General features: G+C 63.1%; 3 protein-coding genes. All 3 read right to left on the reverse strand.

Going from position 1 to position 22,889, the window contains the following annotated elements; translation table 11 throughout:
- Positions 1 to 66: 66 nt before the first annotated feature.
- From RYC18_RS22815 to RYC18_RS22825, 3 genes are read right to left on the reverse strand one after another with little or no spacing between them, the layout of a single operon-like run.
- Positions 67 to 9,219 (reverse strand): non-ribosomal peptide synthetase, encoded by a 9,153-nt coding sequence (locus tag RYC18_RS22815; RefSeq protein ID WP_316886894.1) that lies wholly within the window; start codon positions 9,217 to 9,219, stop codon positions 67 to 69.
- Entirely contained in the window at positions 9,219 to 13,331 is a 4,113-nt protein-coding gene (locus RYC18_RS22820) for an amino acid adenylation domain-containing protein (protein WP_316886878.1), read from the reverse strand. The genes RYC18_RS22815 and RYC18_RS22820 overlap by 1 nt, the downstream gene beginning before the upstream one ends.
- Complete coding sequence (locus RYC18_RS22825) at positions 13,328 to 22,363, reverse strand: non-ribosomal peptide synthetase (protein WP_316886879.1); 9,036 nt, start codon at positions 22,361 to 22,363, stop codon at positions 13,328 to 13,330. Before RYC18_RS22825 ends, RYC18_RS22820 begins: the two co-directional genes overlap by 4 nt.
- Positions 22,364 to 22,889: the final 526 nt, after the last annotated feature.

Raw genomic sequence — 22,889 nt, forward strand, 5'->3', positions numbered from 1 at the left:
ATCACCATGTCCGTGGTTCGTCTACGGGAACGTCAGCCCCGCCTGAAAAACGTGCCGCTAACGCGCTCAGCCCTCCCCTGCTGGCAGGTCTGCGTTGATCATCTCGGCAATCAATTGCGCCCACGGCGCTGCGACAATGCCGTAATGATCAGTGTCCAGAGGCTGCCAGCTCAGCAGGTGCGGCAACAGGTCTTGCCAGGCACGCTGCAGGTCTGCCATTTGCCAGGCGCTGCCCATGCCATATGGATTGGGACGCGTAGCAATGAACAGTCGTGCCTTGGTATCAGGCAGTTGCGCGGGCCGATGATCAGCCATGCTCGCCATGTTGTTCTGGCAGCAGACGATCAGGCTTTGCAGGTAACGTGACGCGTCTTCGCTGGCCTTGCTGGCGGCAGTGTTGGGGGGCCGCCGTGCGGAAAACTCGCGCTGGAAGACTTGCTGAATATGCTCTTCGTCGATCCGCGCCAGCTCGGTCCCGGCATCCGGCGTAGGCGGATCGATCAGGTAAAGCAACGGCTGCTCGCAATCGTCTGCCAGCAGGCTGCACATCGCCTGCGCCACCCACGCGCCGAACGACCAGCCGGCCAGCCGCCATGCTGTGCCGTCGGGGTGATGGGCCTGCAACGCGTCGAGATACAGCTGCGCCCGTTCGACCAGGCTGATATTCGGCAGCTCGGGCAGGCGCAAGGCCGGGTCGGCAATTACCCACACACCCAGATCAGGGTGCAGCGCCGAGGCCAGCTCGCGATACGCCTGAACATCGCCGCCCACCGGATGGATCAGGTACAGGCGCTCGCGGTCAGCCCCCGCATGCCATTGGTCAATCCTAACCGCGTCGGTCCATCGGTCTTCGACTGCAGCCGCACCGCCCTGCGCTGACTGCACCAGCGCCAGTACCTCGCGCAGGCTGACCTTGTGGCTGAACTGTGACAACTGGAATACCACACCCGTCGCGGCCTGCAATTCGTCGATCAGGTCCAGCAAGGTCAGGGAATCAGCCCCCAGCTCGTACAGCGAGTCATCCGGATCCAGAGCGCTTACGCCAAGCCATTTGCACAGGCAGCCATGCAGACGCTCCGGCAGACCGGTTTCTGCCGCAACGGCTGGCGCAGTGTCGACCAGCGTCAAGCCAGCACCGCTATGACGAGCCGGGTAAAACTGGCGTGCGGTGTTCAGATCGGTCGTCGAAATCAACAATTGCGGCAGTTGTGCAGTCATGGCGGCGTCGAATACCTGGCAGCCCTCTTGCGACGACATGCCGACCGCCAGGTGCCGCTGATGCGCTTCATCGCCGATGCCGCTGGCAGCGGCCATACCGGTTTCCCTCCAGATATCCCAGTTGATACCCAGGCGCACGCAGCCATTTTCGCCATTCGGGCGGTAATGGGCGAAGCCGTCGAGCACCGCGCTGGCGGCGGCATAATCCAGATGTCCAGCGCCGCCAAACAGCGCCGACATCGATGAGCAGTACAGCACAAACCCAGGCGTCATCTGTTCGATCAACGCTTCGACCGCCAGCATGCCGCGGGTCTTGCTCGCCATCGCTTCAGACAGCAGGTGAGCATCGCGCTGACGAATCAGGCTGCCCGCTCCGGTCCCGGCAGCATGGATCACTCCATCAAAGCGTCCATAACGCTCGCGCAGTTGCTCAAGCACCTGGGGCCAGCGTGCCAAATCGGCGATATCCGCCTGAACGCTATCGATACGCGCGGCATAATCGCCCAGCGTCTGCGGACATTCCCCACGGCGCGACAGCAGCACTACCCGCCGCTGGCTTGATCGCAGCAAGTGTTCACACAACGTGCGGCCGATGCCACCTGTGCCGCCGAGCACCAGAAACGTGCCATTTACCGGCAGCAGATTCGAAACGACCGTTGGCAGCGCGAGCGAGCTCGGCTGCAACTGTGGCTGCCACAGATAACCGTCACGAATGGCCATGCGCCGTGGCAGCGACGTCGGTTCGGCGAGCAGCGTCGCCAGTTGCCGAGCCTGTGTGCCCCATTGCGCAGTGGGCAGATCCAGCCAGTGACAGCGTATCGGGTACTCCTGCGGGGCCACTTCGGTAATACCTGCCAGCGCCGCCAGCTCCGGACGCATGACCTGACCATTTACCGGGCACGCCTGCCAGGACAGCAGCCAGAGTCGCAAAGCGGTCTTCTGTGCGCGTTGCCCCCAGGCCTGCAAAAACGCGCTGACCGTGTCCAGACACGCCCATTGCGCGGCGGCAAGGCTTTGCTCGTTGACCACCCCGCCAACCGAGAGTGGCAAGGCATGCAGCCAGTCGAGTTCGGTCGCCGCCTGCCCACTCTGATCAAGCTCGGCGATCAGTCGGCTAAACGCTAACGGGTCCAGTGGATCAAGCTCATAACGGTTCGGGCCAAGCTGCTGATAACCATTACCGGCCTGCACCTCGATGACGTGCCGATAAACGCCCTGCAGGCTGCCAAGCAGTGCGGCATCAACGCGCTCGTGACTGCACACCACCAGCCTGTCGCGACGCTCGCCAATCGGTTGTGTGCCCAGACGACGCACTCGCTGCCACTGGCGCTGATAAAACCAGTCCGCCATTAACTCGCGCTCAGCGGTTTGCGGCGGCTGCTCGACATCGGCAGATGGCTTGAAGCGGAAGGTCTGCAAGTCGAACGCCGACGGCGGCAAGTTCCACGGTGGCGGCGCCGAACGCGTCGCCACCTCGATACTGGCCCCTGCATACCAGGCTTCCAGCAACGCCTGCGGCGAGTGTTCACTGGCCTTCAGACGCACGTCCGAGACCGTCACCCGTTTGATCGAAGAAGGTTGCAAGCGCAGCGTGTGACCAGGCTGGCAGATCACCGCAAAGCGCCAGGGCAATGCGCGTCGCCCGTTTTGCAGGTAACGCAGCAGCGCGGTCTGTTGTTCGGGAAAGGTATTTAGCCACGCGTCGATTGCCGCGACGTCCCGCTCCAGCGCGGTACGGCTGTGTGCCGACAGCAACAGGCACGGCGGGCATTCCTCGGCGCTGTCTGCCTGCGATGGCGGCGCGCCGACAATCACATGCGCGTTGGTTCCGCCGATACCGAAACTGCTCACCCCGGCCAGCCGCCGACGGCCTTCGGGCCATGGCCGTGAGGTGGTGGGTATGTAGAACGGTGAGTGCTGCAGGTCGATTTGCGGGTTGATCCGGGCGAAGCCCAGATTGGGCGGAATCACCCCATGAAATACCGCAAGCGTCGCACGAATCAGCCCGACTACACCCGCCGCCGCGCCCAGATGGCCGACCTGGCTTTTCACTGAAGCCAGAGCGCAACTGGCAGCGGGCGTTGCACCGAACGCCTTGCTCAGTGCGGCCACTTCAATAGGGTCGCCCAGCAGCGTGCCTGTGCCGTGGGCCTCGATGTAGCCCATGTCAGCCCCTGTGACACCCGCCTTGCGCAGGGCCTCGCTGATCACCGCGCTCTGCCCCGCCACCGAAGGCGCGGTGTAGCTCATCTTGGCCCGGCCATCGTTGTTCAGCGCAGAAGCCTCGACCAGCGCATAGATCCGGTCGCCATCGGCCTGGGCGCGGGCCAGCGGTTTGAGCACCACCACCCCGTAGCCGCTGGCCCCGATGGTCCCGCTGGCATCGTCACTGAAAGGACGGCACAGCCCGTCACGAGAGAAAATGTGTTGCGGGCGATAACGGTAGCCATCCGTCAAAGTCGGATCGACGAGCACCCCGGCGGCCAGCATTACATCACTGTCGCCCTGGCGCAGCATCGCCGCCGCAAGGTGCACGGCAATCAGCGAACTGCCGCACGCTGCCTGAACACTCAGCGCCGGGCCGCCGAGGTCCAAGTGGTACGCCGCCTTGGTGGCCAGAAAGTCTTTGTCGTGGTGCAACGCCATCTGAAAGCCGTCCGGCAGATCACCCTCGGCGGTTTCGCGCAGCATTTGCTGGAAATACGTGGTTTCGCCGCAACTGGCGATCAGGCCAATGCGTGGGCCATCGGCTGTGGGCGTGATTGCAGCATGTTGCAGTGCCTGCACACAGCCCATCAACAGGTGCCGTTGTTGCGGGTCCATCAGCCGTGCTTCCTGAAGGCTGATGCCGAAGTATTCCGGGTCAAAATCCAGCATCCCCGCCAATTGACTACGCGCGCCGACCAACCCATCGGCGGCGTCGAACAGCTCGATGCCCAACTCGTTTCCCTGGACCATTGCCCAGAACTCGGCGAGGTTGCCGGCCCCCGCCACATTCACCGACATACCGATGATTGCCATCGGCTGCTCGCCAGCATCGGAGCCTTGCGCACGCGCCACTGAAACCAATGGCGAGGCCGAAAGATGCTGCGCCAGACGGCGCACAGTGACATGTTCGAACAGCGCTGCCATCGCCACTGGTTGTGGCAGTTGTTCGTTGAAACGGGCATGCAGGCGCATCAGGCCGAGGCTGGTGGCACCGGCCTCGAAGAAGGTCTGATCAAGCTCGATATCACGGCCGATGACCGCCACGAACAACTCGCTCAGTTGCTGTTCAAGCGCGCTCAGCGGCACTTGCGCAAGTGCACTGCGACGCCGTTGCAGTGCCTCGCCCAGCGAACTCAACGCCTTTCGGTCGATCTTGCCGCTGGGCGTACGCGGCCAGGCATCGACACAGCGGTATTCGTCGATACGCACATGCGCAGGCAAGTGCAGCGTGACCTGGCGATCCAGCTGCTGCACGTCAGGCGGCGTGCCTTCGACCTGCAACCAGGCCACCAGACGTGGCGGTTGGCCGTGCATGGCCACCACCGCATTGCTCACCTGAGCGTCCTGCATCAGTGCGGCTTCGATCTGCCCCAGCTCAAGACGCTGGCCACTCACCTTGACCTGTTGATCGTCACGGCCAAGGTAGTGCAGGCAGGCATCGGCATCAGCCCGGGCGAGGTCGCCGGTGCGATAGAACAGCATGTTGCCCTCGGGCTGCGGCAACTCGACAAACCGCGCGGCATTCAGCACCGGGTCGGCCAGGTAGCAGCGCGAAATCATCGGCCCCGCCACCAGCAGATAACCCCGGCTGCCACCTGGTACTGGCTGGTCGTGTTCGTCCACCAGCAGCAGCCGCGCGTTGTTCACCGCCAGCCCGATGGGCGCTCGCAGTGGCCAGTCCTGAACCGCCGCTGGCAAACGCCAGGCGCTGACCACGTGGGTTTCGGTCGGCCCGTAATGATTGAACAGACGCGTCTGCGGCATGCCCCCAAACCAGCTGCGCAGTGCATCGGTGCAGAGCAGTTGCTCGCCGGCCGTGATCACCTCACGCAACGCCTGCGGGTAAACGCCCTGGCTGACTGCCGTCTGCGCCAAGTGCTGCAAGGCCACGCACGGCAGGAACAGCCGCTCGATGCGCGCTTGCTGCAGATAACTCAACAATGCCTGGGCATCCTGCCGCCAGCGTGGGTTGATCAGGTGGTAGCAGCCACCGCCGCAAAGCGTGCTGAAAATCTCCTGAAACGACACATCGAACGACAGCATGGAAAATTGCAGGGTTACCGATCTGGCTGGCAAATGACCTTGGTTACGCTGCCAGTGCAACAGGTTGCAAAGGGTTCGGTCCGGCACCTGAACGCCTTTCGGCGTACCCGTCGAGCCGGACGTGAACAGCGTGTACAAAGGTCGCTCGCCCGCATGATGGCGACGTTCGAATGACCGTGGCGCAGCGCTCAGGTCGACCCGATGACGGGCCACCCGACCAGCATTCAATTCATCCAGTGCCGCCTCGGTGACAGTGCTGTACAGCAGGCAACACGGCTGTGCCTGCTGCATGACCTGACGCTGCACCGCCAGTGGATAACCAGGGTCCAGCGGCACGGCCGTCAGGTTGAGTCTGGCCAGCGCCAGCAAGGCCACGATGTGCTCGACCGACGCTTCGAGGTACAGCACCACTTGCAGCGGTGCGTCATACCCTTCCGGTAACGGGCATCGCTCGACCAGAGTCGCCGCCAGGGTGTCGGCCAACGCATCCAGTTCGGCATAGCTGATACGCTGCTGATCAGCGACCAGCGCCGGGGCATCCGGTGTGCAATTGACCTGATGTTCGAACCAGTCAGCCAGGGTGCCGAACGGAGCCTCATCGCTGCCACCCTGACTGGCGGGCGGCAGGCTGAAGCGGTACGGCGTGAGCAGATCGTCAAGGATGGCCGAAGGTTTTTCCAGGAGCAGATCAAGACCCTGTTGAAACACTTGGTTGACGGCGTTCATTTGCGCGGCGTCGAAATAGCTGCACTGGTATTCCCACCAGCATTCCAGTTGCGAACCGGCATCGACCACCGACAAGGTCAGCGGGCATTTGGCCTGCACGGTCTCGGTGAGTTCGAACGTCGCTCGCAAGCTGGTACGGGCGAGTCTGGCGTAGTCGGTATTTTCCAGCACGAACATGAAATCGAACAACGCACTGCTCGACGACAGCCGCAGGTCTTCGACCAGATCAGCCAGGGCGACGTCCTGCAAGGCCAGCACCTCGCGCACTGTGGCAGTCTGGCGGTGCATCTGCTGGTCGAGCGTCATGCTGTTGTCGAGCACCGTCGGGATCAGCACGGTGTTGGCAAACATGCCGATTGCGTCTTCGAACTCGGTCAATGGACGGTTGGAGACCGGGCTGGCGATTCGCGGCCGTTCGCAGCCGGTCAGCGCGTACACGCTCCAGGCATAAACGCTGAACAACACTTCATAGCGGGTGACGCGTTGCTGGCTGCAAAACCGATCCAGTGCGGCACTGCGCATGGCACCCAGCGGCTGGCGGTACAGCCGTGCCTGCGGGCCTGGTTCACGAACCGCCACCAGCGGTGGAGAACATGCTGGCTGCTGGCGATGCAACCCGGCCAAGGCACGGCGCTGGTCGCGATAGCGCGGGTCGACACGCCATTGCCGTTGCCAGAGCGCAAATTCCAGCGTGCCCAGCCCAGGCAAAGGCTCCGCATTTGCCCGCCCGTGCAGCGCATCGTCGTACAGTTGCACCAGATCATCGAACAACAGGTTCATCGACCAGCCATCGATGACAATGTGGTGCAGGTTCATCAGCAAGCGACAACTGCCATCGGCAAACGGCAATAGCCAGGCCTGGCACAGGGCTGATGTCGCCAGATCGAAGGGTGTATCGAACACCAGCGTCGCGAAGCTACGCCAGGTCTGTTCGCTGAACGCCCCCACAGCAAAGGTGCGGCACAGCACGTCGCGCTCGCAAACCTCCTGATAAAGCCCGTCAGCCCCGGACACGAAGGCCGTGCGTAACCCGCTGTGTCGGGCCAGCAGGCGCTGCACGGCTTCAGCCAGCGCGGGCAATTGAATGCCTGACGCAAGGTGCAGAATGAGCGGCACGTTGTAGGCCGTGGCTTGCGGCGTGCGTTGCTGCATCAGCCACAAGCGGCTTTGCTCGGCAGTGGCTGGCGCACGCCCGACCCTGTTGACGGGTGGCGCGGGTGGATAGGCAGACGCAGCGCCCTGTTCATCGCTCAGGCGTTCGGCCAGTGCTGCGAACGATTCGCCCAGCACCGCGCCCAGCATAATTTCGCGTCGCCAGTGCGTGCGGATTGCAGAGCGCAGGCGCATGGCCTTGAGAGAGTCGCCACCACTGCCCAGCCAGTCATCCTGGCCGTTGAGGTCGGGCTGTGCCAACAGCCTGCGGGCCTGGGTCAACAGCCAGTCCAGTGCGGGCGAGTGCTGATCGTCAGGCAGTGAGCAGGCTTGCGGTCGCCATGGTTTCAAGGGCTGCTCCAGCAGCGCACGCTGATCGATCTTGCCATTGGCTGTCAGCGGCAGACGCTCAAGCAGAAACAGCTGATGCGGGCGCATCCATGCCGCCAGGTGTTCGCGCAGGTGCTGGTCCAACTCGCGATAGTCCAGCCCTTCGCGCGGCACGATGAACGCCAGCAACTGATGGTCTTCGGCCGCTTGCCTGCGGGTACAGACATGCGCCTGCGCCACCCGCGGATGGTCCAGAATGCGTTGTTCGACCTCGCCCGGCTCGATACGAAAACCGCGCACCTTCACCTGGCGGTCGATGCGGCCCAGGTACTCGATCAGCCCCTCGGCATTGACCCGTACCTGATCGCCGGTGCGGTAATAAAGTGTGTCTGCAGCGTCGAGCGCGGGCAGGCGCACGAAACTGTGTTCGGTCTCTGCGGGACGGTGGCGGTAACCGCGTGCCACCCCGCTGCCACTCAGGTAAAGCTCGCCCGCCTCGCCGACAGCAACAGGTCGCTGTTGCGGGCTCAGCACACGCACGCCTGTATCCGATAAAGGCCGGCCAATTGGCACTGTATCGCCGGCAAAGTCACGGGCAATGGGATGGCACAGCGCAAAGGTGGTGCATTCAGTGGGGCCGTAGGCGTTGAAAATCCGGCAACGGCTGGCGGGATTGGCTTGATACCAGGCACGCACCGCAGCGGCGCTGACTTGCTCGCCGCCGATCAGTAGCTGGCGCAGGCTGGCAAAACAGCCGGGGTCATCCGCACTCAGCGTGTTGAACAGCGAAACGGTCATGAACAGGTTATCGACCTGTTGTGTTTCCAGCACTGTGGCCAGCCGCCGTGCGTCCTGCAGGTCTGCGTCGGCAATGATGACGCAGCAACCGCCATTGAGCAGCGGTGCCCACAGTTCGAAATTACAGGCGTCAAACGCCGGGTTGGACAGGCAGCCAAAACGGTCGCCTGCACGAATCTCGATGTAGCTGTCGGCCTGGACCAGACGCAACAGGCCGCGCTCGCCCACTTCCACTGCCTTGGGGGTGCCGGTAGTGCCCGAGGTGTAGAACAGAAAGCTCAGCTCGGCGAAGTCATCAGGCACAGGCTGCGGCGGCTGATCAGGGTAATCCAGCAGCGCCTCGACGCTGATGTGCCAGCCACGCAGCGTCGAAACGGCATCAGAATCTTCGCTCAGGGTGACCAGCCCGACACACCCCCCATCGTCCAGCATCAGTTCCCGACGCCGTAGCGGGCTGGCCCGATCCAGTGGCACCACGACGGCCCCCACCTTCAGGGCCGCCATGATTGTCGCCACCCACTGCCAGCCACGCGGCATGCACAGGGCAAGTGGATCGCCGCGCCCTGCGCCTTGTGCCAGCAACCCCCTGGCGATGCGCTCGCTGGCGCTGGCCAGTTGCGCGTAGCTCAGCCTTACGTGCTGATCGATCACCGCCATTGCCTCGGGATTGCGTCGCACCTGCTCGGCAAAGCGCGACAGCAGAGTCGCGGGGTGCCGGACCATACCCTCCTTGTGGCTGCTCATCATTGCGCCTCCTGCGTGTCGAAACGTTGCAATTCCTGCCTGAGCGTCTGCGAGACACGATGCACCTCGGCACTTTCCAGCATGTCCCAGTGCCCGCCGTGCACCAGCCGGGCCTTGTAACCGTCACCCGCGCGGCGACGCCAGAAGCTGCGCAGCTCACGCAACTGCGTGCGGCTGAAGCCTTCACGGGCCTGAATCAGCACGATGCGCCCGGCGTGCGGTTCGCATTCGTAAGCAGCCATTGCCAGGCGGTTGTGGTTGTAGAGGTGGAAATAACGCTCGACCTGCGCGTCTTCGATACCGGGGTACATGCCGTTGAAGCGCACCAGCTTGTCGCGAAATTCAGCCATGTCGACGGTGCCGATCTGTTGCCGAAACCCCGGATCATCCGAGCCCTGGGTATCGAGCAGCACCACCGTGACCTGACGATTGCCGGCAGCCGTCAGGCGCCGGGCCATTTCGTAAGCCACCAGACCGCCGAACGACAGCCCGGTGAGTATCAGCGGTTGAGACGTTAATGGCGCGATGCGCCGTAGATAGGCGTCGGCCATCGCTTCGACGCTCGGCTCGGTGCTCTCTCCAGGGTTCAACCCCGGCGATTGCACACCGTACACACCGATAGCGTCCGGCAGTTCCTTGGCCAGCGACAGGTAGCAGAACGCAGTGCCGCCCGCCGGGTGAATGCACACCACGTTGCGTTGCCCGGCACCGCGGCGGAATTCGATCAGGTTGCCCTGCGCCGAAGTCAGGCTGGCGCCGGTACGCAGCCAGCCGCCCAGCGCCTCGATGGTCGGGTGGCCGATGATCACACGCACAGGCACCTCGACGCTGAACGCCCGGCCAATTTCGTAGGCCATCTTGATCGCCGCAATCGATGTCCCGCCGACGTTGAAGAAGTTGTCGCGGATGCCGATTTGCGGCACCAGCAGCAGGTCTTTCCAGATCTGATACAGCGCCAGCTCGATATGGTCCCTGGGGCTGCCGAGGTTGACCTGCCGTTCGGCCAGGTCCTGATCGGCCAATGCCGCGAGAGCCACACGGTCGACCTTGCCATTGACCGTCAACGGCAAGGCGTCCAGCCACAGATAAGTGCTGGGCATGACGGCGCTGGACAGGGTCGTCGCCAAGTGGGCCCGCAGCGCGGACTCGTCCACTGCGCCGTCGGCGACACAGCACGCCACCAGACGCTGGTTCTGCGCGGTATCGCCAACGATCAGTGCCACACTGCTACGGATGCCGGGAAACAAGTCGAGCCGCGCTTCGATTTCACTCAACTCCAGGCGGATGCCGCGCAGCTTGACCTGAAAGTCGTTACGACCGAGAAACTCCAGCTGACCGTCCGGGCGATAGCGCGCCAGATCACCACTGCGGTAAAGCCGGTCGCCAGCAACAAACGGGTTGTCGATAAACCGCTCGGCAGTGAGTTCGGCCAATCCCATATAGCCCCGCGCAACACCGACGCCGCCAATGTGCAACTGACCGGTAACACCGGCTGGAACTGGCGCATTGCGCTCGTCGAGCACATAAAAACGGGTGTTGGCGATAGGTCGGCCGATGGGCAGCTGGCGCGGCGGAACCTCTGCGCCGGGCTGCAGCGTCCAGACACTGCTGATCACTGTGGTTTCGGTCGGGCCATAGACATTGTGCAAGCGCGCATGCGGCAGACGCTCCTGAAACAGTCTGGCCACTGCGGGCGACAGCTCCCCGCCGCCACTGAACACATCCTTCAGGGAGTGACAGGCGCTGACCTCTTCGACCTCCAGAAACAGTTGCAGCATGGCCGGGACAAATACCATCGCGGTGACGCTTTGTTCGCGTACCACCTGCGCTAGGTAACCGGGCTCGAAATGCCCGCCGGGACGGGCGATGACCAGCCTGCCCCCGGTAAGCAACGGCCAGAAGATCTCCCAGGCCGAAGCGTCGAAACCGAATGGAATCTTGTGCAGCATGCTCCCGCGTTCGCCACAGAACTGCTGACACCAGAGCAGCAGGTTGCTCAGCCCGCGATGCGTGACCATCGCCCCCTTGGGCAGCCCCGTGGTGCCGGAGGTGTACAGCACGTACGCCAGATGGTCGGCGTTGACCCTGACACGCTGCGGGTCTGGATTGTCTGGCGAGCATTGAGCCCAGAGCACGGCATCAGCCTGCACATCGAGGATCGGCACCTCGCAGTCTGCAACTTGCAGGGCCTCGCGGAGAATCTTGCGCGTCGGTCCGAGAGCAAGCAACACCACCGGGCAAGTGTCGTCGAGAATATGACGCAGGCGCCCTGACGGATAATCCGGGTCCAGCGGCACATAGGCGCCCCCGGCCTTGAGCACCGCCAGCAAGGCCACCGGCAGTTCCAGCGAGCGCTCGATACAGACGGCTACGCGCACGTCCGGGCCGACGCCGAGGGTGAGCAAGTGCTGCGCCAGCCGGTTGGCCTGGCTGTTGAGCTGGCTGTAACTCAGTGACTGACCTTCGAAAATGACCGCGCACTCATCTTCGCGACGCGCTACCTGAGCCTCGATCAGGCGATGCACGCAATCGACAGGCTGCGTCAACGCTGCCGGGCTGTTCCAGTCGTGCAGAATCTGTTCACGTTCGGCTTCTGTGATCAGCGTCAGTGCGCCAACCGGCTGTTTCGGGTCCAGCGCAACCTGCTCCAGCAGGTGTGGATAATGCCCACTCAGGCGCTCGATGCTGGCCTGGTCAAACAGATCAGTGTTGTATTCCACCAACAGGTTCAGCGCACCGTCGCGCTCGACCCATTCGAAGGCCAGATCAAACTTGGCCGTGGCACTGCCGGTGCCATATGGCGTCATGCTCAGCCCCGGCATCTGCACAGCGGTATCCGGGGTGTTCTGTAGCACCATCATCACCTGAAACAACGGCGAATAACCGGTATCACGCTGTGGGTTGACGGCCTCGACCACACGGTCGAAAGGCACATCCTGATGGGCGTGGACATCCAGCAGCGTGGCACGTACCTCGCGCAACAGTTCAGCAAAGGTCTGCTGCGCATCGAGACGCTGGCGAATCACCTGGGTGTTGACGAAATGGCCGATCAGAGGCTCGATTTCAGGACGGCTGCGGTTGGCAAACGGCGTACCGATGCACAGGTCCCGCTGACCGCTGTGGCGCCACAGCAGCACGGAAAGCGCGCCGATCAACACGTTGAACAGCGTGCCCTGGGTTTGTCTGGCCAGTGCATTAAGACCGCGCAAGGTGCTGCCATCGACTGTCGAGCTGAAGGTCGCCCCAGCGTAACGCTGCACGGTCGGGCGTGGTCGGTCGGCAGGCATGTCGAGCAGCGGCGGCGCGTCGGCCAACGTGCGCTGCCAGAAAGCCAGTTGCCCCGCCAGCGCCTCGCCGCTCAGACGCTGTTGCTGCCAGCAGGCGTAGTCGGCGTACTGCACTGCCAGCGGTGCCAGACTGGACGCCTGATCGCGCAAAAAATCTCCATACAAGGTGGTCACTTCATGAAGGATCACCCCCATCGACCAGCCATCGGCAATGATGTGGTGCACGCTGTACAGCCACAGATACTCGTCATCGGCCAGCCGCAGCAGCGAAGCCCGCAACAGCGGGCCGCTGGCCAGGTCGAATGGCGCTTTGGCCTCCCGATCGACAGCCATTCCGACCTGCACTTCACGCGCCTCTGGCGACAGGTCACGCAGGTCGACCTTCGGCATCGCCAGCGCCATCACCGGGTGCACGATCTGCCGTGGCTCGCCGTCCACACTGGCAAACGTGGTGCGCAGCATTTCGTGGCGCATGATCAATTCGTTCAGCGCCTTTTCCAGCACCGGCACATCCAGCGTGCCCTTCAGCAAGATCGCAGTGGGCACGTTATAGAACGCATTGCCCGGTTCCATCTGGTCGAGAAACCACAGCTGGCGTTGCGAAAAGGACAGCGGCAGCGCCGTTAGCCCGACAGCACGACGGGGGATCGCCGCCGGGTCGGTGCCGCTCAGCAAGGCGATCAGCTCTGCCTTGTGTTGCTTGAGTGCCTGCAACATCTCGTCACTGAGAAACCCGCGTGGAGCCTTGCAACGCAGTTTGTCGCCGTCCACTTCAAGCACCACGGCATGACGACCGAACAACTCCAGCAATTGATAGGCATTCATATCTCTATCTCCTCCATGTCGCTGGCGTCGTCCGTTTGATCCGCAGCAGAAGCGAACACCTCGATCTGCGTGCGGCGATGTTCATCAGCAGTGCGCAGGCCGCCCACCATCGAGTAGATCAACTGATGATTCGGTCCCAAGTCGAACAACGCCGACAATTGCTGCTCTTCGAGCGAGCCCATGCCGCACAGGCCAAGGCCCTGCTCCACCGCAGTCATGGTCAGCAATTGCGCCATGCCTCCGGCTTCGATATGGCAGAAGTCGCGACTGCGCTCGCCATACAGCGGCCGGATTGCGGCCATGTCGGCGATGAAGAACAGGGAGAACGCAGCGTTTTCGAATACCGGACGATTGACGAAGTAGTCGTAGGTGTCCGGGTCCAGCACGTCACTGTCGAGCCTCAGCAGGCGGTGCTGAACCGGGTCGTAGTAATAGGCACCCGCTGCGACACCGGTTACCCGCTGCGGCTTGACGTACAGGTAGCTCTGGATCGGGTACAGGCCGCCTGCGGACGGGAACTGGTACTTGATCTCTCCATCCAGTTGCCCCTGGGCCAGGCTGGCCAGCAAGCCGGCGAACGCCTCGGTCGGGATCGGCTGCGCAGCGAACTGACGTACCGAGCGGTAATCGCTGAAGCGCCGCACCAACGCCGGGTCATCCGGGCGCGCAAGGTCCAGCGCCGGAACCTGCGCGGTGAAGGTCCGACGCCCACGCTGATCGGCCTTGAAGCGCGCCCGCTGCTGCGGATCTTCAATCACCTGCTCGGGCGAAGCTGCCCGTTGCCGGACGCTGTCGACCACGCTGCCATCGGCCAGAGTCTGGCGGTACATGCCGAGCAGATTGAGCAGGGTCGGCTGCGCCAGCAATTGCGCAACGTTGGGGCGGAACTGCAGCTCGCCAGACAGCGCATTGCTGATCCTGACAATGTCGATCGACGTTGCGCCCAGGTTCAGCAGATTGGCGTCGGCAGCAATCGAAGGACGCTTGAGCACGCCCTGCACAATCGTCACCAGTTGTTGCTCCTGTGGCCCTTCGACTTCAAGCGCGGGACCTGACGCCTGAGCCTGAGTCGGTTCCGGCAGGCGTTTCTTGTCGACCTTGCCGTTGGCCGACAGCGGCCATTCCTGCACGAAGGTAAACGAGCTCGGCACCATGTAGGCGGGCAACTTGTCTGCCAGGTACTGGGCAAAATCACTGGCCTGCAACGAGGGATCGGCCTTGAGTACGTAGCCCGCAAGCCGCTTCTCGCCCAGCGCTTCGCCCAGCACCCGCACCACAGCGCTTTGCACGCCGGGATGGCGATTGAGCGCAGCTTCGATCTCGCCCAGCTCGATACGATGCCCCTGAACCTTGACCTGGGTGTCTTCCCGGCCCAGGAACTCGATATTGCCATCGGGCAACCAACGGCCCAGATCGCCAGTGCGATACAGACGCTCGCCGGTCAGCGGGTGAGCGAAGAAGCTCCCGGCACTCAGGGTTTCATCGCGCCAATAGCCCTTGGCCAGACCGATACCGCCGATATACAACTGACCGGCCACCCACGTCGGGCGAACCTGCAACGCATCATCCAGCACATAGAAGCGCTGGTGATCCATTGCCTTGCCGTAGGGAATGCTGCGCCAGTGGGGATCGACCTGTTGCAACGGATACAGGATTGACCAGATAGACGCCTCGGTCGCCCCGCCCAGGCTGATCAGTCGCAAGGTCGGCTGCGACGCCCAGGCGCGTTCGGGCAGCGTCAGGGGAATCCAGTCGCCCGACAGCATCGCTACCCGCAGGCTCGACGGCAATGCACTGCGCTCGCCTTCGGCATACTCCAGCAACATGCCGAACAAGGCTGGCACCGAATTCCACAGGCTGACCTGATGCCGCTCGATCAGCGCCAGCCAGTGCGCCGGGTCGAGCGCCTGCTGCGGTTCGAGCAACACCACCGCAGCGCCCGCGGCCAGCGTGCCGAAGAAGTCATAGACCGACAGATCGAAACTCAGCGAAGAAATCGCCAGCACCCGGTCCGTGGCACCGACGGCAAAGCGCCGGTTGATGTCGAGCAACGTGTTGACCGCGCCGCGATGATCGATGACCACGCCCTTGGGCATGCCGGTCGAGCCCGAGGTGTAGATCACATAGGCCAGGTCGTCTGGCGTGAGGTCTATAGCGTGCAATTCAGGCTGATCGGGAATGGCATCGCCGGAAATGACCGGGTCGGTCACGCTGATGACCTTGATCTGCTCGGGCCATTCGATGCGTTGCAGCAGTGCGGGCTGAGTCAGGGCCAGACTCGCTTCGGCACGCTGCAAAATGTGCTCCAGACGCTCTGTCGGCAGCGCCGGGTCGAGCGGCAGGTAGGCACCGCCTGCGTACTGGATCGCCAGGGTTGCCACGACCTGTTCCCAGCCACGTTCCATGACCACCGCGACCAGCCTGTTGGGCACCACGCCCATACGCTGAAGCCGCGCCGCCAGATGCCGCGCTTCGGCTCGCAGCTGTCGATAACTCAACTGGCGCTGCGTGCCGATCACCGCCAGCGCGTCCGGGGCAGCAAGCGCCTGACGGTCGAACAATTCGTGCATCAGCGCCGAGTCGACAGGACTGGCATCGGGCACGGGCAAGCGTGCCAGCGGTATCAGCTGCGCGGTGTTGGCGCTCCAGGCATCCGGCGCCAGCAGACGGTCCAGCAGCGCGTTGTAGGCGACGAACATCTGCTCGATCATGCCCACCGGAAACAATTCGTCGATGCTGTCCCAGTTGAACAGCAGGCGCCCTTCCAGCTCCAGCAACGTGTGGTCCAGCCACACCTGCGGGGTCTGGGTGATGCTGTGCATGTGCTCGGCGTTCAGGGCGTCGGCCAGATTGAATTCGGCCAGTTCCGGCGCCGCCTCCGACAGCGTGCTATTGAAGACAACCGGCATGGCGGTCTGCTGCACACCACGGGCCTGGGACAGCTCGCGCAGTACCCGGACCCCACTGACCACTGAATGGTCGATGTCTTGCCACAACCTGGCCTGCACGGCGCGCGCCTTGTCAGTGAAGCTCGCTGCCGCTTCAAGGCTGACTTCGAGCAAGATCAGCGAGGTGAAGTCGCCGATGATGTCATCGACATCCGCGTGCAAGGGCATGCGATTGAACAGCGGCAGACTCAAGGTGAAGCGCGGCTGTCGACTCCACAGCGCCAGCACTTCACTGAACGCGGTCAGCAGCATCACCGACGGCGTCACGGCAAATTGTCTGGCCAGCTCCTTGAGTCGCGACCACTGCTGCACCGACAGTTCGCGGTCGCGGCGGGTAAAGTGCGGCTGGCTGATGCTTTCGGGCTGACACACCAGCGGCAGGTCCGGTGCGGGCGCCAGCGTAGCGACTTTCTCGCGCCAGTAACCCAGCGCCTGTTCGTAGCGGCGGTCACTGCGCAAGCGCTGTTCGGCCAGCACGTAGTCGCGAAAGGTCAAGCCCGGCTCAGGCAGTTGCAACTGCGGGTCGGCATAAAATGCCATCAGTTCGCGCGCCAGAATCTGCGTACTCGCCGCGTCGACGATCAGGGCATCAAGGCTGATGTGCAGATGGCTGATGCCGTCATCGAGCAACGACAGACTGAACTCGAACAATGGCCAGCGACTGGCGTCCAGCACCTGATGGGACTGACGTTCGCGGGTCTCTTGCAGGGCCTGCTGCGCAGCGGCGACGGGCAAGCCGCGCAGATCACTGCGTGGCATCCGATACGTCGGTACGCTCTCCAGAACCTGCTGCGTGCCGTCGCTGCGAAACACCACGCGCAGCATGTCATGCCGCTGGATCATGCGGTTCAGCGCCTGCTCGAAACGTGGCACGTCGAGGTCGGGAATGCGCAGTTCTTCGTAGCCGTGGGCACTGACACCGCCGAGGCTGACCGAAGACTCGCGGCCAAACCAGTACGCTTGCTGGATATCGGTCAGTGGAAATGGCGCGTAACGTGCGCCGCGATCAGCTTCAATCGGGGTAAACGGCGTTTCAACCAAATGGCCTTCGCCACGCCCGAGCCGTACCTGCTCTGCCAGATCCACCAACACAGGCGTCTTGAACAGGCTGCTCAGGGACAACTGCGCGCCCATGCGCTGGTTGATCATGTAGACCATCCGCGTGGCCAGCAGCGAATGCCCGCCCAGGTCGAAAAAGTTATCGTGGAGGCCGACCTGCGCGCATTTGAGCACCTCGGCCCAGATCTGCGCCATCTGCCGCTCGGTCTCATCACGCGGGGCCACGTAAGTGCTTGCGTTCTGGCGCTCTGGTGCAGGCAGGGCTGGACGGTCAAGCTTGCCGTTGCGGGTCAGTGGCAGTTGCGCCAGAGAAACCCAGGCGGTCGGGACCATGTGTTCCGGCAGATGGCGCTGTAGCCCGGCGCGCAGGGTTTCAGCGCTTGCCGGGCCCACCACGTAAGCCACCAGACGCTTGTTGCCCGGCACGTCCTCGCGCAGCAGCACGACCGCTTCCTGCACGCCCGGCTGTTGTTGCAGAAGGCTGTCGATCTCGCCGAGTTCGACGCGAAAGCCGCGCAGCTTGACCTGCTGGTCGATCCGTCCCAGATACTGCACGTTGCCGTCGGCATGGAACCGCGCCAGGTCACCGCTGCGGTACATGCGCGCGCCGGGCTGCGGATCGAACGGGTTCGGCAGGAAGCGTTCGGCGCTCAGCGCCGAACGATTCAGGTAGCCACGGGCCAGACAGGTGCCCGCGATGTACAACTCCCCGGCCACACCGACCGGCACCGGGTTCAAGTCGCCGTCCAGCACGTACAGACGCGCATTGGCGATAGGCCGGCCAATCGGTGGCGCATCCGGCCACTGTCCGGCTTCGTCACAGTTAAGACTGAACTGGCTGACCACATGGGTTTCGGTCGGGCCGTACTGATTGTGCAACTGCGCGCCGCCAAGGCCGCAAACAAAGGCACGCAGTTCATCATTGATCAGCAACGCCTCGCCGGCCGTGACGATTTCACAGCCATCCGCCGGACGCGCGGCATCGGACTCGCTGAGACCGGCCAGTTGCTGGAGCACGGCAAAGGGCAGAAACGCCCGTTGTACGCCTTCGGCCACCAGCGTCGGGCGCAGTGAAGCGAGGTCCTTGCGAGCAGTTTCGCTCATCAGCACCAAGCTGCCGCCCTGACACAAGGTGCTGCAGATTTCCTGAAAGGACACGTCGAAGTTCAACGAGGCGAATTGCAACACCCGTTGCGACACAGGTGCCTGTTCCAGTTGCCAGGCGATCAGATTGTCCAGCGCGGCACGGCTGTGCGCCACGCCCTTGGGCCGCCCGGTCGAGCCGGAGGTGTAGAGCACGTAAGCCAGATTGCCGGGGCTGACGGGCACGTGCGGATTGGAAGCGGAATACTGCGCCCACTGCTGCGCATCCACGTCCAGGCAGCAGATCGACAGCGTGTCGCGCAGCGGCGGCAGGTCTGCGCGCAGGGAGACCTGAGTCAGCAGCAGGGTCGGTGCGGCGTCACCGAACATGAACGCCAGCCGCTCGGCCGGGTACGCGGGATCGAACGGCACGTAAGCGGCACCGGCCTTGAGAATGGCCAGCAAACCGATAACCATCTGCGGCGAGCGCTCCAGACACAAACCCACACGTTGCTCGGGCTTTACACCTTGCTGGATCAGGTAATGTGCCAGGCGGTTGGCAGACTGATTCAGCTCGGAATAGGTCAACGCTTGCTCATCGGCAAGCAACGCCACGGCATTGGGCACGCGCTGCACGATAGCCTCGAAGCGCGTTACACAATCGGGCTGCCGCGAGGTGTCGCGTTCAGTGCGGTTCCAGTCATGCACAATCTGGCGATGTTGCTCGGTGTTCAGCAAGGCGACCGTCGCAAGGGGCTGCTCACTGTCCTCGACCATCTGTGTCAGGATGCGGCGCAGGTACTCGCCCATCTGCATCACGGTCTCGGGCTCATACAGGCCCGAAGCATATTCCAGACCGCCGACTATCTGCCCGTCACGCTCGCTGAGCGCCAGTTGCAGGTCGAATTTGGCCACTGGCTGACTGCTTTGCAGCACGCTGACGTCAAGTCCGGACAACGTCAGGTCCGAATCCTGATGCTGTTCCCAGGCGAACAGCACCTGAAAGACCGGGCTGTAAGCCAGACTGCGCGGCGGGTTGAGCACTTCCACCACCTGATCGAACGGCAGGTCCTGATGTTCCTGAGCTGCAAGCGCGACGTGGCGCGCCTGTTGCAGCCAGCTCGCCACTGTCGGGTTGGCGGAGCGGGTCATGCGCAAGGCCAGGGTGTTGACGAAGAAACCGATCAAGCCCTCCAGCTCCTGCTGGCTGCGGTTCGCCGAAGGCACACCGATAACCACATCATCCTGCCCCGACAGGCGCATCAACAACAGCGACCAGGCGGCCAGCAGGTTCATGAACAGCGTGGTGCCTTGTTGCGTTGCCAACGCGCGCAGCCGTGCGGTCAGCGCGCGGTCAAACATCAGCGGCACGAAGCCGCCACGGTAATTCTGGACCGCTGGACGTTTGTGATCGGTAGGCAACTCCAACAGTATCGGCGCACCGCTCAACGTTTCACGCCAGTAACGTCGCTGCGCTTCCAGCACTTCGCCAGACAGCCACTGGCGTTGCCAGACTGCGTAATCCACGTACTGGATCGACAGGGGCGGCAATGGGTCGGCCTGTTTGTGGAGGGCTGCTTCGTACAACACCCCCAGCTCACGCGTCAGCACGCCCATCGACCAGCCATCCGAAATGATGTGGTGCTGGGTCAGCAGGAGCACGTGATCGTCTTCGGCCAGCTTCACCAGGCTGACGCGCATCAGCGGCCCGACCGCCAGGTCGAACGGCCTGCTGCCCTCCTCGCCCATCAGCTCAAGCAGACGCGCCTGGGCATCAGGCTCGCCATGCAGGTCGATGATCGGCAATGCAGCAATCGTCCCCGTCGCAGCAACCCGCTGCCGCCCCTCACCCTCGACGGCGATGAACGTGGTACGCAACGCCTCATGGCGGGCCACCAGCCGGTTGAAACTGCTTTGCAGTGCAGCCACCTGCAACGGTCCGCGCAGGCGCAGATTCAACGGCATGTGATAGGCCGCGTTGCCACCCTCCATCTGCGCCAGAAACCACAGCCGCTGTTGGGCAGACGACAACGCGTGTGCGCCGCAACGCTCTATGACTGTGATGGGCGGACGAGCGCTGCCCGAGGCGCTGCTCAGTTGCTCAGCAAACTGCTGCAACACAGGGGCGGCAAACAGCGCAGACGGCGACACGTCCAGACGCAATGTCTGCCGAACCTTGGCCAGCACGCGCATCACCAGCAGCGAGTGGCCGCCAAGCGCAAAAAAGTGATCCTGACGACCGACCCGCTCCACGCCCAGCACCTCGGCCCAGATCGCCGCGAGTGTCGTTTCCAGCGGGCCCTGAGCCGCCTCGAACGCGTGTTGATCGAACGCATCGGCACCCGGTTCCGGCAATGCACTACGGTCCAGCTTGCCGTTGGCGGTCAGCGGCAGCGCGTCCATGCGCACAAACGCTGCGGGGATCATGTAGTCCGGCAGGCTGAGTTGCAGGTGCTGGCGAAGGCTTTTCGGCGTCAGCCCTGCATCAGCCTGTTCGTGAAAATAGGCGACCAGCCTGGGCACACCGACGCTGTCCTCACGCAGCACTACAAGGTTGTCACGCACACCGGTAACTTCGGCCAGACGCGCCTCGATTTCACCCAGCTCCAGACGCAGACCACGCAGCTTGGCCTGCGAGTCATTACGCCCGAGAAATTCCAGGTTGCCGTCTGCGCGATAACGCGCCAGGTCGCCGGTGCGGTACAAGCGCTCACCGGCCACGAACGGGCTGTCGACAAAGCGTTCAAGGGTCAATTGCGGCAAGTTCAGATAGCCGCGTGCGACACCTGCGCCGCCGATATACAGCTCCCCCGTAACACCTGGAGCAACCTGTTCGGCAAACGCATCGAGCAGGTAAATCCGCGTATTGGCCAACGCCCGCCCGATGGGCAGCACCGCATCAACGTGGCTGTTGCTATCGAACTCAAAACAGGTGCTGTCGATGCTTGCTTCAGTGACCCCGTAGGCCTGAACAATCTGCACGCGCTCGCCACACAGCCTGCGCAGTTGCCGCGCGCTATGGGCAGTCCAGATGTCAGATCCGCAGACCACCGTGCTCATGAACGACAGATTGCGCCCCGTCTCCTGCGCCCAGACCAGCAACGGGTTGAGCACCGCAGGCACGAAGTCCGCAAAATCGATGCGCGCCTCGCTCAACAAGCGATACAGCGCGGGCGGGTCCATCAGCGTGTCGCGCGGGCACAGAACAAGCGTGCCGCCAAAGCCCAGTGCGCGAATCAGATCGGCGCTGAACACATCGAAGGAAAACCCGGCCATTTGCAGGTGATTGAGGGGTTTGTGCAGTGCGTATAGCCGCTCCCATGCAGCGCTCACCGCCATCAGCCCGCGATGCTCGACCATGACGCCCTTGGGTGTGCCGGTCGAGCCCGAGGTGTAGATCACATAAGCCAGATGACGCGACGTGAGCCCGACCGCATGCGGGTCCGGATTGTCTACCGGTTGCGCTGCCCACAGCCGGGTATCGGCCAGATCAAGCAGCGGCGCTGACGCCGCACACTCCTCAAGCGCCGCCAACAACGCCGGACGCGCCGCTGCATGGCTCAGTAGCACACGCGGTGCACTGTCCGCCAGCATGTGTGCCAGACGCGCTTTTGGGTAAGCGGGGTCGAGCGGTACATAAGCGCCGCCCGCCTTGAGTATCGCAAGCACGCCGACCAGCATGTCCAGCGAGCGCTCCAGGCACACACCGACGCGCACATCCGGTCCGACGCCGAGGCTGCGCAGGTAATGGGCCAGACGGTTGGCCTGGGTATTGAGCGTCGCGTAGTCAAGCGCGTCCTGTTCAAAGCGCGCGGCTATGGCGTCGGGTTTGCGCCGCACCTGAGCCTCGAACAGGCCGTGTACACACCGGTTTTCGGCAAAGGGTTGCTCTGTATCAGGATGAGCGAAGCCCGTCCCGCGCGAGGAAGATTTGTCGACCATCAGGAACCACCGTCCGTGAGCAGATTATTTTTATGAACGGACAGAGGCACAGAGCGTCCCGCCCGTCAGGCACGGCATAGGAAATGCCGGATGTACCTTGAGACTCAGGGAGAAGGTGCGGCGCGTGCTCTTGCGCTCACGTCATGACCAGACATGGAAGCGCTTGGGGGGATCGCAGAGAAATGACGGGCGAACGCGGCAAGGCGCGACTCGCATACAGAAAGGGGGGTGGCTGGCTCGTTGACGAGACTGATCGCTCTGCCCTTGGAACTGACGTTTGCATACCGCGTGACCAATTGAAACCTCATCTTCCGTTTGAGGGTCAACGACGGGGAACGGCCTGCGCCGGGTGTCAGCGCCAGGGTGGACCCGATCGGCTGCGACTGCGGGGTTGTAGACCCATGGCAATCATTGACGCTGGGTTTTTGGCCCTGAGCGCCCGGGATAATAACCATGATTTTTGGCAGTGAGGCAAACAAAAAGTTACAAACCCCCAAAGTGTCCGTCAAACGGCACTGCTGCGCGA

The sequence above is a fragment of the Pseudomonas syringae group sp. 247E2 genome (genome assembly GCF_032587795.1).
GTDB classification, from domain to species: domain Bacteria; phylum Pseudomonadota; class Gammaproteobacteria; order Pseudomonadales; family Pseudomonadaceae; genus Aquipseudomonas; species Aquipseudomonas amygdali.

Bases quoted from the DNA above. Each gene is read 5' to 3' on its own strand.
- RYC18_RS22815 (WP_316886894.1), bottom strand. From the start codon at position 9,219: ATGAGCAGCCACAAGGAGGGTATGGTCCGGCACCCCGCGACTCTGCTG.
- RYC18_RS22820 (WP_316886878.1), bottom strand. From the start codon at position 13,331: ATGAATGCCTATCAATTGCTGGAGTTGTTCGGTCGTCATGCCGTGGTG.
- RYC18_RS22825 (WP_316886879.1), bottom strand. From the start codon at position 22,363: ATGGTCGACAAATCTTCCTCGCGCGGGACGGGCTTCGCTCATCCTGAT.